Origin of the sequence: Nitratireductor aquimarinus, from assembly GCF_017255295.1 — a bacterium.
Classification (GTDB): Bacteria; Pseudomonadota; Alphaproteobacteria; order Rhizobiales; family Rhizobiaceae; genus Nitratireductor; species Nitratireductor aquimarinus.
The window spans coordinates 203212-217617 of sequence record NZ_JAFKDE010000007.1 but is presented as its reverse complement, the minus strand read 5'-3'; the positions used below and the strand labels follow the sequence as shown (position 1 = coordinate 217617).

The window sequence follows — 14406 nt, the reverse complement described above, 5'->3', positions numbered from 1 at the left end:
CATCCCGCACGCCTTCACCGGCTGCTAACCAGACTGGTTCACAATGCTTCCCATGAACCAGGAATTTCTCGTTTCCGCAAAGCCCGACCTTCAAAAGGCCCGCACCGCATGGCTTGCCACGCTTGCCGGTGAGCGGCGTCTCTCTGCGCTCACCGTCGATGCCTATGAGCGCGATACGCGGCAGTTTCTGCAATTCCTGACCGGCCATTGCGGCGATGCGCCGGGCCTCTCCGATATTGCCGAACTGCGCCCGGCGGATCTGCGCGCCTTCCTCGCCTTTCGGCGTGGCAATGGAGCCGGCGCGCGCACGCTCGGTCGCGGCCTTGCCGGGGTCCGCTCCTTCCTGCGCTACCTTGAGCGCCGCGGGCTTGTGAATGCGGCCGCCGCAGCAGCGCTCAAAGCGCCGCGCGCACCCCGTGCATTGCCCAAGCCGCTGACGGCGGTCGATGCCCGCAAGGTCGCTTCCGGCAGCGGCCAACTGGCCGAAGAGCCGTGGATCGCCGCGCGCAACGCAGCCGTCTTCACGCTGCTTTACGGCGCGGGGCTGCGCATTTCCGAGGCGCTGGGGCTTCTGTGCAGTCAGGTTGCCGACATGCGCCAGGGTGCGCTGCGCATCACCGGCAAGGGCGGCAAGACGCGGCTCGTGCCCGTCCTGCCCGTCACGGTCGAGGCGGTCGCCGAATACCAGCGTCTCTGCCCCTGGCATGGTGAGGCCGACAAGCCGCTCTTTCGCGGCGCGCGGGGCGGCGCGTTGCAACCGGCCATCATTCAGCGCGAGATGAAGCGCATGCGCTCGGCGCTCAATCTGCCGGAAACGGCGACGCCGCATGCGCTGCGGCATTCCTTTGCCACCCATCTTCTGGGGCGTGGCGGCGATCTGCGCGCAATCCAGGAACTGCTCGGTCACGCCAGCCTCTCCACCACGCAGGTCTATACCGGTGTGGACACGGCGCGGCTTCTGGAAATCTACGATGCGGCCCACCCGCGCGCCTGAAACATTCCCCCGCAACCACTGGGTTCCCACGAAACCGCGCGGTTCGATTAACGCTTTGGCCGTGATTTGCGTCTAGCGTGGCCGCATGAAAACGCACGTCAAAGCCACCGCCATTCCCATGGCCGAACGGTTCGCAGATCGCCTCTTCCAGCTGGCGGCTGCCTTTCCGTTGCTTCTCCTTCTCGCGCTTGTCGTCGGCCTCGTCACGGCCACCCCGGCGAAGTCCAGAGAGATTGTCTGCGCGGGCAAGAACCTTCTGACCGAACTCGCAACGGACGATCCCGCAGCGCTCGAAGAGGTGCAGCGGCAGGCGGCCGAAACGCCCAATGGCAGTGGGCTTCTGTGGCGGGTCGAAAAGGAGGGCGTGGAGCCCTCTTATCTTTTCGGCACCATGCATATGAGCGATCCGCGTGTCGTGACGCTGACGGAAGACGCGCAGGCAGCCTTCGATGCCTCCGAGCGTGTCGTGATCGAGACGACCGACATTCTCGACCAGTCCAAAATGGCGGCCGCCATGTTCAAGCGGCCCGAACTGATGATGTTCACCGGCGACGAAACGCTGGCCGATCATCTGAGCGAGGAAGACCGCAAAGCGGTTTCAGAGGCGCTGGCCGAGCGCGGCGTGCCCTTTTCCAGCGTCCAGAAGATGAAACCCTGGATGCTGATTTCGCTGGTCGCCCTGCCGGGCTGTGAGCTTGAGCGCAAGGAAGCGGGCATGCCGATCCTCGACATCAAGCTTGCCGCCGATGCGGAAGCCTCCGGCAAGGAAGTGCTTGGTCTCGAATCCGCTGTCGAACAGCTCGACGCCATGGCTTCGCTGCCGCTCGACCTGCATATGCGCGGTCTGGTGGAAACGCTGGCGCTCGGCGATGGCCTTGATGACGTGATGGAGACCATGGTCGCGCTCTATGCGCAGGGTGAGACGGGCATGTTCTGGCCGCTCATCCGCGTCGCCATTCCTCAGGAGGAAAGCGCCGGCGACGACTATGCCGCGTTCGATGAGGCGATGATCAGGGTGCGCAATGGAACCATGGCCGAGCGCGCCGCGCCGATCCTCGACCGGGGCAGGGCGTTCATCGCCGTCGGCGCACTGCATCTGCCCGGTGAGGAAGGCCTCATCGAGTTGCTCCGCGCCGAGGGCTATGCGGTCGAACCCGTTCTGTAATTCCGGGGTTCCGGCTAACTAATTGCATGTTATCGTCTGGCCAGCGCTGGGGAGCGCCATCTGGAGTGCGATCATGCGCGACGACAATGATAATGAAAAAAACGGGGATAATGAAAAACCCGGGCGTCATTCCGCCGGGTCGGCCGGCGCGGTGAGATCGGAAGGAACGCGCGGCTTCGTGCTCGGTGCCGTGGGCGCCGCGATCATCATCCTCGTCATCATGGCGTTTTCCGGCACCGGCTTCTTCGGCGGGGAAGACGCCCCGCCTGCGGAAGATGCGGGTGTCGTGCCCTTGGGCGATGGCGGCTAAGGGGCTTTCTGTCCGGCGAGATGCCTGACACGGCACACATCAAAGCTCGTAAATCCGACCTGAAACGAAAAAGCCCCGCAGCTTGCGCCACGGGGCCTTTGTCTCACGCAAATGCGCGGGATCGGATCACATGTGGATCGGCTTGGCGAAGGTCGCGAGAGCCGCTTCCTTGACCGTTTCCGACATGGTCGGGTGGGCGTGGCAGGTGCGCGCCAGGTCTTCCGACGAACCACCGAACTCCATGAGGACAGCAGCCTCGTGGATCATTTCGCCAGCACCAAAGCCGACGATGTGAACACCCAGAACACGGTCCGTCTTCTTGTCGGCAAGCACCTTCACGAAGCCGTCCGTCTTCAGCATGGAGCGCGCGCGTCCATTGGCCGAGAAGGGGAATTTGCCGGCGTTGTAGTCCACGCCTGCCTTCTTCAGCTCTTCCTCGGTCTTGCCGACGGAAGCGACTTCAGGGCTCGTGTAGACCACGCCGGGGATCACGTCATAGTTCACGTGTCCGGCCTGACCCGCCAGGATCTCGGCCACGGCAACGCCTTCATCCTCGGCCTTGTGCGCAAGCATCGGTCCGGCAATCACGTCGCCGATGGCGTAGACGCCCTCGACATTGGTGCGGAAGTGACCATCGGTCTTCACGCGGCCGCGCTCGTCCAGCTCGACGCCAACCGTGTCGAGGCCGAGACCATCGGTGTAGGGCTTGCGGCCCGTCGCCACCAGAACGACGTCGGCTTCCAGCGTTTCGGCGTCGCCGCCCTTTGCCGGCTCGAAGGTCACCTTCGCGCCCTTGCCGGCCTTGGCCACATCCGTGACCTTCGCGCCGAGCTTGAACTCGAAGCCCTGCTTGCCCAGCATGCGCTGAAACTGTTTGGCCACTTCGCCGTCCATGCCGCCGAGGATCGTGTCGAGATACTCGACCACCGTCACCTTGGCGCCCAGACGCGCCCAGACGGAGCCAAGCTCGAGACCGATCACGCCGCCGCCGACAACGATCATGCGCTCCGGCACCTTGGAGAGTTCCAGCGCACCGGTGGAGGAGACGATCACCTTCTCGTCGAACGTCACATCTACGCCCGGAATGCCGGCCACGGCCGAGCCCGTGGCGATGACGATGTTCTTCGCCTCCACGGTCTCTTCCTTGCCGTCATCGGCCTTCACGGTCACCTTGCCTTTGCCGGCAATGCTTCCGAAGCCGCGATAGATGTCGATCTTGTTCTTCTTCATCAGGAAGTCGAGACCCTTGGTGTTCTGCTCGACTGTCTTGACGCGGTGCTCCATCATCTTCTTGAGGTTGAGCTTGGGCTTGCTCACCTCGACGCCGAGATCGGCAAGACCATGTCCTGCCTCCTCGAACATCTCCGTGGCGTGCAGCAGCGCCTTGGAAGGGATGCAGCCCACATTGACGCAGGTGCCGCCATGGGTGGGCAGCTTCTCGACCACGGCCGTCTTGAGGCCAAGCTGCGCCGCCTTGATGGCGCAGACATAGCCGCCGGGGCCGGTGCCGATCACGACGAGATCATAGGTGTTGGACATGGGTCTTTTGCCTTTTTCTGCTCGGTGATCGCCTAGAGGTCGAGAACCAGACGCTCGGGATCCTCAAGCACGTCCTTGATGCGCACGAGGAAGGTCACGGCTTCCTTGCCGTCCACGATGCGGTGATCGTAGGAGAGGGCGAGATACATCATCGGACGGACGACGATCTGGCCGCCGACCACCATCGGCCGCTCCTGGATCTTGTGCATGCCCAGAATACCCGACTGCGGGGCGTTCAGGATCGGGGTCGACATCAGCGAGCCGTACACACCGCCATTGGAGATGGTGAAGGTGCCGCCCTGCATGTCGGCCATGGAAAGCTTGCCGTCGCGGGCAGCGAGACCCAGACGACCGATTTCCTTCTCCACCTCGGCAATCGACATCTGGTCGGCATCGCGCACCACCGGCACGACGAGGCCGCGGTCGGTGCCGACGGCAACGCCGATATGGCAGAAGTTCTTGTAGATGATGTCCGTGCCGTCGATCTCGGCGTTAACGGCCGGGATTTCCTTCAGCGCATGGGTCACCGCCTTGGTGAAGAAGCCCATGAAGCCAAGCTTGACGCCGTGCTTCTTCTCGAAGAGCTCCTTGTACTTCTTGCGCAGCTCCATCACGGCCGTCATGTCCACCTCGTTGAAGGTGGTCAGCATGGCGGCTGAGTCCTGCGCGTCCTTCAGGCGGCGCGCAATGGTCTGGCGCAGACGCGTCATCTTCACGCGCTCTTCGCGAACCTCGTCCTCGGCCGGGGAGGCCGGGCGGGCTGCCTTGGGCGCTTCGGTGCGGGCGCTGGACGATCCGCCTTCAATGGCGGCGATCACGTCGCCCTTGAGCACCTGGCCACCCTTGCCGGAGCCGGCAACGTCGGACGCCTTGATGCCCTTTTCGGTCATCATCTTCTGGGCCGAAGGTGCTGCCGGGCGGCCGCCGTCTTCGTCCTTCTTCGCAGCAGGCGCTGCCTCGGCCGGCTTGTCGGCCTTGGGAGCGGCGGCAGAAGCGGTTGCGCCCTGCTCGATGCGCAGCAGCAGTGCGCCGACTGCAACTTCATCACCCGTGGTAACCACCATTTCGGTGATCACGCCGTCGACCGGAGACATCACTTCCTGTGCTGCCTTGTCGGTCTCGAGCTCGAGAAGCGCCTCGTCGGTCTTCACCGCGTCGCCGACCTTCTTGAAGATCTCGCCGACCTCGGCCTCGGTGACGGACTCGCCCGCCGATGGAACATTCACCTCGACGATTTTTCCGCCGGCCATGGTTGCCTCCTGATTTTCAGAGCTGCCGGACGAAGCTTCGCCGGACTGTTTGGTTTCTGCTTTTGCTTTGCTGGCGCTACCGCCTGCGGCAATCATGCCGAGCAGCGCGCCGACTTCGACGGTTTCGCCTTCCTTGACCACGATCTCGTCAAGCGTGCCGGCTGCGGGAGCCGGCACCTCGATGGAAACCTTGTCGGTTTCCAGTTCGACGATCGCTTCGTCGGTGGCGATGGTGTCGCCCACCGATTTCATCCAGCGGGCGATGGTTGCCTCGGTTACGGACTCGCCCAGAGTGGGAACCCGAATCTCGGTCGCCATGTCGTTTTTCTCCGTCGCTTGCTATTCGCCAAGCGCATCTTCGAGGAATGCCTCGAGCTGCGCCAGGTGTTTCGACATGAGGCCCGTCGCCGGCGATGCGGCGGCCGGACGGCCCGTGTAGCGAACGCGGGTGTTCTTTGCCTCGATGTGCTGCAGAACCCACTCAAGATACGGCTCGATGAAGGACCAGGCGCCCATGTTCTTGGGCTCTTCCTGACACCACACCATTTCCGCGTTCTTGAAGCGCGAAAGCTCGTTGATCAGAGCCTTGGCCGGGAACGGGTAGAGCTGCTCGACGCGCAGCAGGTAGACATCGTCCAGCCCGCGCTTCTCGCGCTCTTCATAGAGGTCGTAATAGACCTTGCCCGTGCACAGCACGACGCGGCGGATCTTCGAATCCTTCACCAGCTTGACGCTGTTCGCATCCTGATGCTCCGCATCGTCCCACAGCAGACGGTGGAACGCGCTCTCTCCGGAGAGTTCGGCCAGCGTCGAGACGCAGCGCTTGTGGCGCAGCAGCGACTTCGGCGTCATCAGGATCAGCGGCTTGCGGAAGTCACGCTTCAGCTGACGGCGCAGGATGTGGAAGTAGTTCGCCGGCGTCGAGCAGTATGCGACCTGCATGTTGTCCTCGGCGCACATCTGCAACCAGCGTTCGAGGCGGGCGGAGGAGTGCTCCGGACCCTGGCCCTCATAGCCGTGCGGCAGCAGGCACACGAGACCCGACATGCGCAGCCACTTGCGCTCACCAGAAGAGATGAACTGGTCGAACACCACCTGCGCGCCGTTGGCGAAGTCGCCGAACTGGGCTTCCCACAGCGTCAGCGCCCGCGGTTCTGCAAGCGAGAAGCCATATTCGAAGCCGAGCACGGCTTCTTCCGAAAGCATCGAGTTGATGACTTCGTAATAGGCCTGCTGCGGTCCCATATTGTTGAGCGGGATGTAGCGGTTCTCGTCGCGCTGGTCGTAAAGCACCGAGTGGCGCTGCGAGAAGGTGCCGCGCTCGGAGTCCTGACCGGAAAGGCGAACCGGGTTGCCTTCGAGCAGGATCGAGCCGAAGGCAAGCGCCTCGGCCGTCGCCCAGTCGATGCCCGCGCCCTCGTCGATCATGCCCTTGCGGTTCTTCATGAAGCGCTGGATCGTGCGGTGGGCTTCAAAGTCCTCCGGCACTTCGGTCAGCTTCTTGCCGATCTCCTTCAGCGTCTTCACCGGCACGGCGGTCTTGCCCCGGCGCTGCTCGTCCGCATGGTCGGCCTTCTTCAGACCCGACCACACGCCGTCCAGCCAGTCGGCCTTGTTCGGCTTGTAGGCCTGGCCCGCATCGAACTCCGTCTCCAGGTTCGAGCGCCATCCAGCACGCATCTCCTCGATGTCGGCTTCGGTAACGAGGCCTTCGGCCAGCATCTTCTTCGCGTAGATTTCGCTGGTCGTGGGGTGCTTGCGGATGTTGCTGTACATCAGCGGCTGCGTGAACGCCGGCTCGTCGCCCTCATTGTGGCCGTAGCGGCGGTAGCAGAACATGTCGATGACCACGGGCTTGTGGAAGGTCATGCGGAATTCGGTCGCAACCTTTGCCGCATAGACCACCGCTTCCGGGTCGTCGCCGTTCACGTGGAAGATCGGCGCTTCGATCATCTTCGCCACATCCGAAGGATAGGGCGAGGAGCGCGAGAAGCGCGGATTGGTCGTGAAGCCGATCTGGTTGTTGATGATGAAGTGCACGGTGCCCGCAACGCGGTGTCCGCGAAGGCCCGAAAGACCGAAACACTCCGCCACCACACCCTGGCCGGCAAAGGCGGCGTCGCCGTGCAGGAGCAGCGGCATGACGCGCGCGCGCTCTTCCGGCGGCACGATCTCTTCGCGCTTGCGGCCAAACACCTGGTCCTGTTTGGCGCGGGCCTTGCCCATCACCACCGGGTTCACGATTTCCAGGTGAGACGGGTTGGCGGTCAGCGACAGGTGAACATTGTTGCCGTCGAACGCACGGTCGGAGGAAGCGCCGAGATGGTACTTCACATCGCCCGAACCTTCCACGTCGTCAGGTGCGAAGGAGCCGCCCTTGAACTCGTGGAAGATGGCGCGGTGTGGCTTTTCCATGACCTGTGCGAGCACGTTCAGGCGACCACGGTGGGCCATGCCGAGAACGATTTCCTTCAGGCCCATCTGGCCGCCGCGCTTGATGATCTGCTCGAGCGCCGGGATCAGCGCTTCACCGCCGTCGAGGCCAAAGCGCTTGGTGCCCTTGTACTTGACGTCGATGAACTGCTCGAAGCCTTCGGCCTCGATCAGCTTCTGCAGGATCGCCTTCTTGCCGTTGGCGGTGAATTCGACGCCCTTGTCCGGACCCTCTATGCGCTCCTGAATCCAGGCCTTTTCGGCGGGGTTGGAGATGTGCATGAACTCGACGCCCAGTGTCGAGCAATAGGTCCGCTTGAGGATGTCGAGCATCTCGCGGATGGTCGCCGTCTCCAGACCAAGCACATGGTCTATAAAGATCGGACGGTCGTAGTCTGCCTCGGTGAAGCCATAGGCCGCGGGCGACAGTTCGTTGTAATCTTCCAGCGGCTTGGCAATGCCAAGCGGGTCGAGATCGGCATGCAGATGGCCGCGCATGCGATAGGCGCGGATCATCATGATGGCGCGCACGGAATCGCGGGTCGCCTGCAGCGTCTCTTCGGGAGAGAGCTTGGCCCCGGCCTTCGCAGCCTTGTCCTTGATTTTGCCGTCGAAGTGTTTTTCGACCGCGCCCCAGTCGCCATCAAGCGCCGAGACGAGTTCGCCATTGGCGGCCTGCGGCCAGCCCTTCTTCTTCCAGGACGCGCCGGCGGCGTTCTTCTTCACATCGGCTGCGTCGTCCTTGAGCGCGCCGAAGAAGTCCCGCCAGTCCTCGCTGACCGAGGCTGGATTGTCCTGATAGCTGGCGTAAAGCTCCTCGATGTAGGCGGCATTGCCGCCATACAGGAACGAGGTGAGCGACATTTGGTCGTTGGCCTGATCTTGCCGTGCCATATCACTTCCCGGAACGACGGTTCCGGCTCCTTGGTCGCCGGCAATAAAAGCCGGACAGTCACATTGTTCCCGGCTGCCACTTGTGTGGCAAGCCGGGATTGATCGTCCTCAACCCTTGATCGCTTCGACGAGCGTCTGGCCAAGGCGCGCCGGGGAGGGCGATACCTTGATGCCAGCAGCTTCCATCGCTGCAATCTTGTCTTCTGCGCCACCCTTGCCGCCGGAAATCACGGCGCCTGCGTGGCCCATGGTGCGTCCGGGAGGAGCCGTACGGCCCGCGATGAAGCCGGCCATCGGCTTCTTGCGGCCCTTCTTGGCCTCGTCGCGCAGGAACTGGGCTGCTTCTTCTTCTGCCGAACCGCCGATCTCACCGATCATGATGATGGATTCGGTCGCGTCGTCGGCAAGGAACATCTCCAGCACGTCGATGAACTCGGTGCCCTTCACCGGGTCGCCGCCGATGCCAACGGCCGTCGTCTGGCCGAGGCCGGCATTGGTCGTCTGGAACACGGCCTCATAGGTGAGCGTGCCCGAGCGCGACACGACGCCAACGGAACCCTTCTGGAAGATGTTGCCCGGCATGATGCCGATCTTGCACTCGTTCGGCGTCAGGACGCCGGGGCAGTTCGGGCCGATCAGGCGCGAGTTGGACTTCTCGAGCTTCGCCTTCACATGGACCATGTCCATCACCGGAATGCCTTCCGTGATGCAGACGATGAGCGGGATTTCCGCCTCGATGGCCTCGATGATGGCCGCGCCTGCGCCTGCCGGCGGAACGTAGATCACGGACGCGTTTGCGCCGGTCTTGTCCTTGCCTTCGGCAACGGATGCGAAGATCGGGAGCTCTTCACCGCCCTGGCCGGTCCAGGTGGAGCCGCCCTTCTTGGGGTGAATGCCGCCGACCATCTGCGTGCCGTGATAGGCGAGCGCCTGTTCGGTGTGGAAGGTGCCGGTCTTGCCGGTCAGGCCCTGCACCAGGACCTTGGTGTCTTTGTTGACGAGAATGGACATCTTGGCTCAGCTTCCCTTAACGGCTGCAACGATCTTCTTGGCGGCGTCGTCGAGATCATCGGCGGCGATCACGTTGAGACCGCTTTCGTTGATGATCTTCTTGCCAAGATCGACATTGGTGCCTTCGAGGCGAACCACCAGCGGAACCTTCAGGCCCACTTCCTTGACGGCAGCGACAACGCCTTCAGCGATGACGTCGCAGCGCATGATGCCGCCGAAGATGTTGACCAGAATGCCTTCCACTGCCGGATCGGCGGTGATGATCTTGAACGCTGCCGTCACCTTCTCCTTGGTGGCGCCGCCACCAACGTCGAGGAAGTTGGCAGGCTCGGCCCCGTAGAGCTTGATGATGTCCATCGTGGCCATCGCAAGACCGGCGCCGTTGACCATGCAGCCGATATTGCCGTCCAGCGCCACATAGGCGAGGTCGTATTTGGAAGCCTCGATTTCCTTCGCGTCTTCCTCGGTCGTGTCGCGCAGGGCAACCACGTCCTCGTGACGGAACAGCGCGTTGCCGTCGAAGGAGACCTTGGCATCGAGAACGCGCAGACGGCCATTGTCCATGACGATCAGCGGGTTCACTTCCAGAAGGCTCATGTCCTTCTCGGTGAACGCCTTGTAGAGGATCGGGAACAGCGTCTCGCCGTCCTTCGCCGCGTCGCCCTCGAGCTTCAGCGCCTCGTTGAGCTTCTTCACGTCGTCAGCCGTCACGCCCGTATCCGGGTCGATGGGGAGCGTGAGGATCTTCTCAGGCGTCTCTTCTGCAACGGCCTCGATGTCCATGCCGCCTTCCGTCGAAACGACGAAAGCCGGACGGCCGACCGTGCGGTCGATGAGGATCGAGAGGTAGAGCTCGCGGTCGATGTCCGCACCGTCCTCGATGTAGAGGCGGTTCACCTGCTTGCCGGCCGGGCCGGTCTGCTTGGTGACGAGCGTGTTGCCCAGCATCTCATTGGTGTGAGCGACAACTTCCTCGACGCTCTTCGCAAGGCGCACGCCGCCCTTTGCGTCAGCGCCGAGTTCGGTGAACTTGCCCTTGCCGCGTCCACCGGCGTGGATCTGGCTCTTCACCACATAGAGCGGACCGGGAAGCTGCTTTGCAGCAGCTTCGGCTTCGCCCTTCTCGAACACCGGCACGCCATCGGCCACCGGTGCGCCATAGCTCTTCAGAAGCTGCTTGGCTTGATACTCGTGAATGTTCATGGCGCGGCCTACTCCTACTTTTTCAGGTTGGGCGCGATGTTGGCGCAGGCCTCGCAAAGACCGGCGACGGCCTCGACGGACTGGTCGAACATCTTCTGCTCGTTCTTGTTCAGGTCGATCTCGATGACGCGCTCGACGCCGCCGGCGCCGATCACCGTCGGAACACCGACATACATGTCCTTGACGCCATACTGGCCGGCAAGATGCGCTGCGCAGGGCAGGACGCGCTTCTTGTCCTTCAGGTAGCTCTCGGCCATGAGAATTGCCGAGGAAGCCGGAGCGTAATAGGCGGAGCCGGTCTTCAGCAGGCCGACGATCTCTGCGCCGCCGTCACGGGTGCGCTGTACGATCTGGTCGATCTTTTCGTTGGAGGTCCAGCCCATCTTCACCAGATCCGGGATCGGGATGCCGGCAACGGTGGAGTAGCGCGTCAGCGGAACCATCGAATCGCCGTGGCCGCCCAGCACGAAGGCCGTCACGTCTTCGACGGAGACCTTGAACTCTTCCGACAGGAAGTGGCGGAAACGGGCCGAGTCCAGCACGCCGGCCATGCCAACCACGTGGCTCTTCGGCAGGCCGGAGAACTTCTGCAGCGCCCAGACCATGGCGTCGAGCGGGTTGGTGATGCAGATCACGAAAGCGTTGGGGGCGTATTTCTTGATGCCCGCGCCAACCTGCTCCATGACCTTGAGGTTGATGCCCAGAAGGTCATCGCGGCTCATGCCCGGCTTGCGGGCGACGCCGGCGGTGACGATGCAGACATCCGCGCCTTCAATGGCGGAATAGTCGTTGGCGCCAACCATCTTTGCGTCAAAGCCTTCGACCGGAGCCGACTCGGCGATGTCCAGTCCCTTGCCCTGGGGAATGCCCTCGGCAATGTCGAACAGGACAACGTCGCCCAGTTCTTTCAAGCCCGCCAGATGTGCGAGCGTTCCACCGATCATGCCGGAGCCGATTAGAGCGATCTTGTCGCGTGCCATGTGGATAGAATTCCCCCTTGTGTCGAAAGGATAGGTGGTGAGATTTGTCTAAAGAGAAAATGCGCGCGTCGCGTTTTGCCTGTGCCGTGTCACACCGATGCATTCGGGCCTACGTCCCGCCACGGACCTTTGTTCAAAGGCGCGGCAAATTCGTGGCGTGGCCCGCTCTGTAAGCCTCTCTGGAATAAGCATACTGGCAGGAAAATTCAACCGGTTCTTACATGGCCAGAAATTTCAATCGTTTAGACAGTTTGGGAGTTACGTAAACGTAAAAATTTTGCCCGATTAATGTGCATATCTGCAGACTCTCCGGTGTTCTGGCCGATCTTCTGGCTGCTTTTTCGCGCTGACCGGTCGTCAGTCTTTCTTTCCGGCCTGATCGTCGTCCGTGTCAGTCCGGTCACGGCTTTTCGCGGTGGTCCGCTCAAGCCAGTCCCGGCTCTGCATTTCGATCAGGCGCGAGGCCGTGCGGTCGAACTCGAAGGCTTCCGTGCCGTTGCTAGCCGTATATAGAGCCTCCGGCGCGGCTTCGGCAGAGACAAAGAGCCGCGCTTCGGCGTCATAGAGCGTGTCGATCAGCAGGATGAAGCGCTTGGCCTCGTTGCGGCGCTTCATGTCCATGGTCGGCACATTGTCGATGAAGACCGTGTCGAACGCCCCGGCAATGGCCAGATAGTCGCGCGCGCCCAGCGGCTTTTCGCAGAGATCGGCAAAGGCAAAGCGCGCCGCCGATCCGGAAGCCTGCGGCACCGCCACCGCGCGTCCCTTCACCGTCAGCGTCGCCGGCTCGACGGGCTGCCCGTCCACCACCGTTTGCCACGCTTCATCCATCTGCTCCCGGGCCGCCGCGTCGTCGGGCGTCATGTAGACGGGAATGCGGTTCAGCTTCTGCATCCGGTAATCGGTATCGATGTCGAGTTCGAGAACGCGGGTGTGATCCTTGAGAATGCCGATGAAGGGCAGGAAAAGGCCGCGATTGAGCCCGTCGCGATAGAGGTTGTCAGGTGCGACATTGGAAGTCGCGACCAGCACCACGCCGCGCTCGAACAACGCCGAGAAAAGCCGCGACAGGATCATCGCGTCGGCAATGTCGGTCACCGTGAATTCGTCGAAGCACAGAACCCATGCTTCCTTCGCAAGGGCGGCTGCAACGGGCGGGATGGGATCCGTTTCCTGCGTCTCGCCGGCCTTTAGCGCCTCGCGGTGCCGGCCGATGCGGTCATGCACATCGGCCATGAAGTCGTTGAAATGCGCGCGTCGCTTGTGTTCCACGGGCACGAGTTCATGGAAAAGGTCCATGAGCATGGTCTTGCCGCGCCCGACGCCGCCATAGACATAGAGCCCGCGCACGGGCTCCTGCACCTTGCGGCGTTTGGCGAACAGCCAGCCAAGCGCGCTCGATTTGCGCGCCAGTCTTTTGTCGCTGATTTCGCCGATCAGCTGGTCGAGCGCGGCTGCGATGGTTTCCTGCGCGGGGTCGCGCGCAATCGCACCGGTCTCGACCAGATGGTCGTAGCGCTTTGTGACGGAGGGATGGGTCACGAGACCGTCACGCAATGTCATGTCAGACTTTCAAGCTTGGCCTTTCGGCCGAAATGTGTTGGCGGTCTTGCTTTAGCGCGACAGCGAAATCGGCTGACCGTTGCTGGTCTGACCATCGAAACGGCCTGCGCCCGACGAATAGAGCGTTGCTAGCACGCTGCCATTGGCGTCGTAGAAAGCGAGCTGCTTGCCCTCGACATTCCACGATTTCACACCGTCCATCGGTGCGGGGCAGCGCAGCGGGCCGGCGCGGTAGCCGGCGCCGAACTTGGTCTGCGGCGTGGCCACGCGGCAGGACTGGCCGGCCACATTCACGCTCCACACGCCGGCAACGCTGCCGGTGGAAACTTCCGCGGCCGTGTTCGGGTCGATCGCGGCCATCTGCGTCTGCTGCGGCGCTTCGGGGAACTGCGACGGATCCGTCTGCGTGGCGGAGGGCGGCGGCAGCTGGTTCGACGTCACGACGCCGGACGGCGCGGACGGCAGCGGCTGCGGCGCGGGGCTGTTCATGGATGAGAAGCGGTCGCTCTGACAGCCGGCAAGCGCCAGCGCCATCAGCGATACTGCCAGAATTGCGGTTTTGTTATGCGGCATTCCGTTTCTCCGTTTGCGCGACCAATGCACGAGCATCCACACCGGTTCCATCTAAATGCCCGATCGTGGCAAAGTTTGGCGATTATAACAGCCCACCCATGGTTAAGAACCGGTTTCGAGCATGTCTGTTTGTAACTGTTTCTTATTGGCAACAGTATCCGCGGGCCTCTTTCAACCCCCCGGGAACCAGCCCGGCCTTCCCGCGTTGATGCAGCTCAACAGGCGCTGGAGCGTTTTGCATGCCGGTCACCATGCCAGAAGGCCGGGTGTCGCATGAAGAAAAGCGGCCGCCCGGCGCTGCAAAAGGAGGGCCGAAAATGCTGAAATGGATTCTCATTCTCTTGATCGTTGCCGCCGTCGCGGGTCTGCTGGGAATGAACAGCCTGGCGGGCGCGGCCATGATCGGCGCAAAACTCTTGATCGCCGTGGTGCTGATCCTCTTCCTTCTCGCCGTGTTGGGCATTGTCGTCATAGCCTGACGCCGCGTGCGA

The 14406-nt window shown here is 62.6% G+C and carries 12 protein-coding genes; 4 read left to right on the top strand and 8 right to left on the bottom strand.

Features of this window, described 5'->3' with window-relative positions; translation table 11 throughout:
* Window positions 1-52 precede the first annotated feature (52 nt).
* The 3 genes from JYP46_RS13845 (at window position 53) to JYP46_RS13835 (ending at window position 2469) form a co-directional block, all read left to right on the top strand.
* Window positions 53-994: a tyrosine recombinase XerC gene (locus JYP46_RS13845; RefSeq protein WP_206548410.1), complete on the top strand. Its 942-nt coding sequence runs from the start codon at window positions 53-55 to the stop codon at window positions 992-994.
* A gap of 85 nt (window positions 995-1079) precedes the next feature.
* The gene (locus JYP46_RS13840; RefSeq protein ID WP_222474120.1) at window positions 1080-2159 is read left to right on the top strand and encodes a TraB/GumN family protein; all 1080 of its coding nucleotides are present in this window, start codon (window positions 1080-1082) and stop codon (window positions 2157-2159) included.
* Between the two features lie 73 nt (window positions 2160-2232).
* Window positions 2233-2469 carry a hypothetical protein gene (locus JYP46_RS13835; RefSeq protein ID WP_206548409.1) on the top strand — a complete coding sequence of 79 codons (237 nt, stop codon included), beginning with the start codon at window positions 2233-2235 and terminating at the stop codon, window positions 2467-2469.
* A 126-nt stretch (window positions 2470-2595) separates the two neighbouring features.
* Here JYP46_RS13835 and lpdA read toward each other — a convergent pair whose 3' ends face one another.
* From lpdA to JYP46_RS13795, 8 genes are all read right to left on the bottom strand, one after another.
* The gene (gene lpdA / locus JYP46_RS13830) at window positions 2596-4008 is read right to left on the bottom strand and encodes a dihydrolipoyl dehydrogenase (RefSeq protein WP_206548408.1); all 1413 of its coding nucleotides are present in this window, start codon (window positions 4006-4008) and stop codon (window positions 2596-2598) included.
* Between the two features lie 32 nt (window positions 4009-4040).
* A complete protein-coding gene (gene odhB / locus JYP46_RS13825; protein WP_113153283.1) occupies window positions 4041-5576 on the bottom strand; it encodes a 2-oxoglutarate dehydrogenase complex dihydrolipoyllysine-residue succinyltransferase in 1536 nt (511 codons plus the stop codon).
* Window positions 5577-5597: 21 nt separating this feature from the next.
* Window positions 5598-8585: a 2-oxoglutarate dehydrogenase E1 component gene (locus JYP46_RS13820; protein WP_206548407.1), complete on the bottom strand. Its 2988-nt coding sequence runs from the start codon at window positions 8583-8585 to the stop codon at window positions 5598-5600.
* Window positions 8586-8693: 108 nt separating this feature from the next.
* The gene (sucD, locus tag JYP46_RS13815) at window positions 8694-9596 is read right to left on the bottom strand and encodes a succinate--CoA ligase subunit alpha (protein ID WP_113153281.1); all 903 of its coding nucleotides are present in this window, start codon (window positions 9594-9596) and stop codon (window positions 8694-8696) included.
* A 6-nt stretch (window positions 9597-9602) separates the two neighbouring features.
* The gene (gene sucC, locus JYP46_RS13810; RefSeq protein ID WP_206548406.1) at window positions 9603-10799 is read right to left on the bottom strand and encodes an ADP-forming succinate--CoA ligase subunit beta; all 1197 of its coding nucleotides are present in this window, start codon (window positions 10797-10799) and stop codon (window positions 9603-9605) included.
* A gap of 14 nt (window positions 10800-10813) precedes the next feature.
* Complete coding sequence (mdh, locus tag JYP46_RS13805; RefSeq protein ID WP_113153279.1) at window positions 10814-11779, bottom strand: malate dehydrogenase; 966 nt, start codon at window positions 11777-11779, stop codon at window positions 10814-10816.
* A gap of 357 nt (window positions 11780-12136) precedes the next feature.
* A complete protein-coding gene (zapE, locus tag JYP46_RS13800) occupies window positions 12137-13342 on the bottom strand; it encodes a cell division protein ZapE (RefSeq protein ID WP_206548405.1) in 1206 nt (401 codons plus the stop codon).
* Between the two features lie 51 nt (window positions 13343-13393).
* A complete protein-coding gene (locus JYP46_RS13795; RefSeq protein ID WP_113153277.1) occupies window positions 13394-13915 on the bottom strand; it encodes a protease inhibitor Inh/omp19 family protein in 522 nt (173 codons plus the stop codon).
* A gap of 317 nt (window positions 13916-14232) precedes the next feature.
* Between JYP46_RS13795 and JYP46_RS13790 the strand changes: the two genes are divergently transcribed.
* Complete coding sequence (locus JYP46_RS13790; protein WP_206548404.1) at window positions 14233-14394, top strand: DUF1328 family protein; 162 nt, start codon at window positions 14233-14235, stop codon at window positions 14392-14394.
* The last annotated feature ends 12 nt before the right edge of the window (window positions 14395-14406 follow it).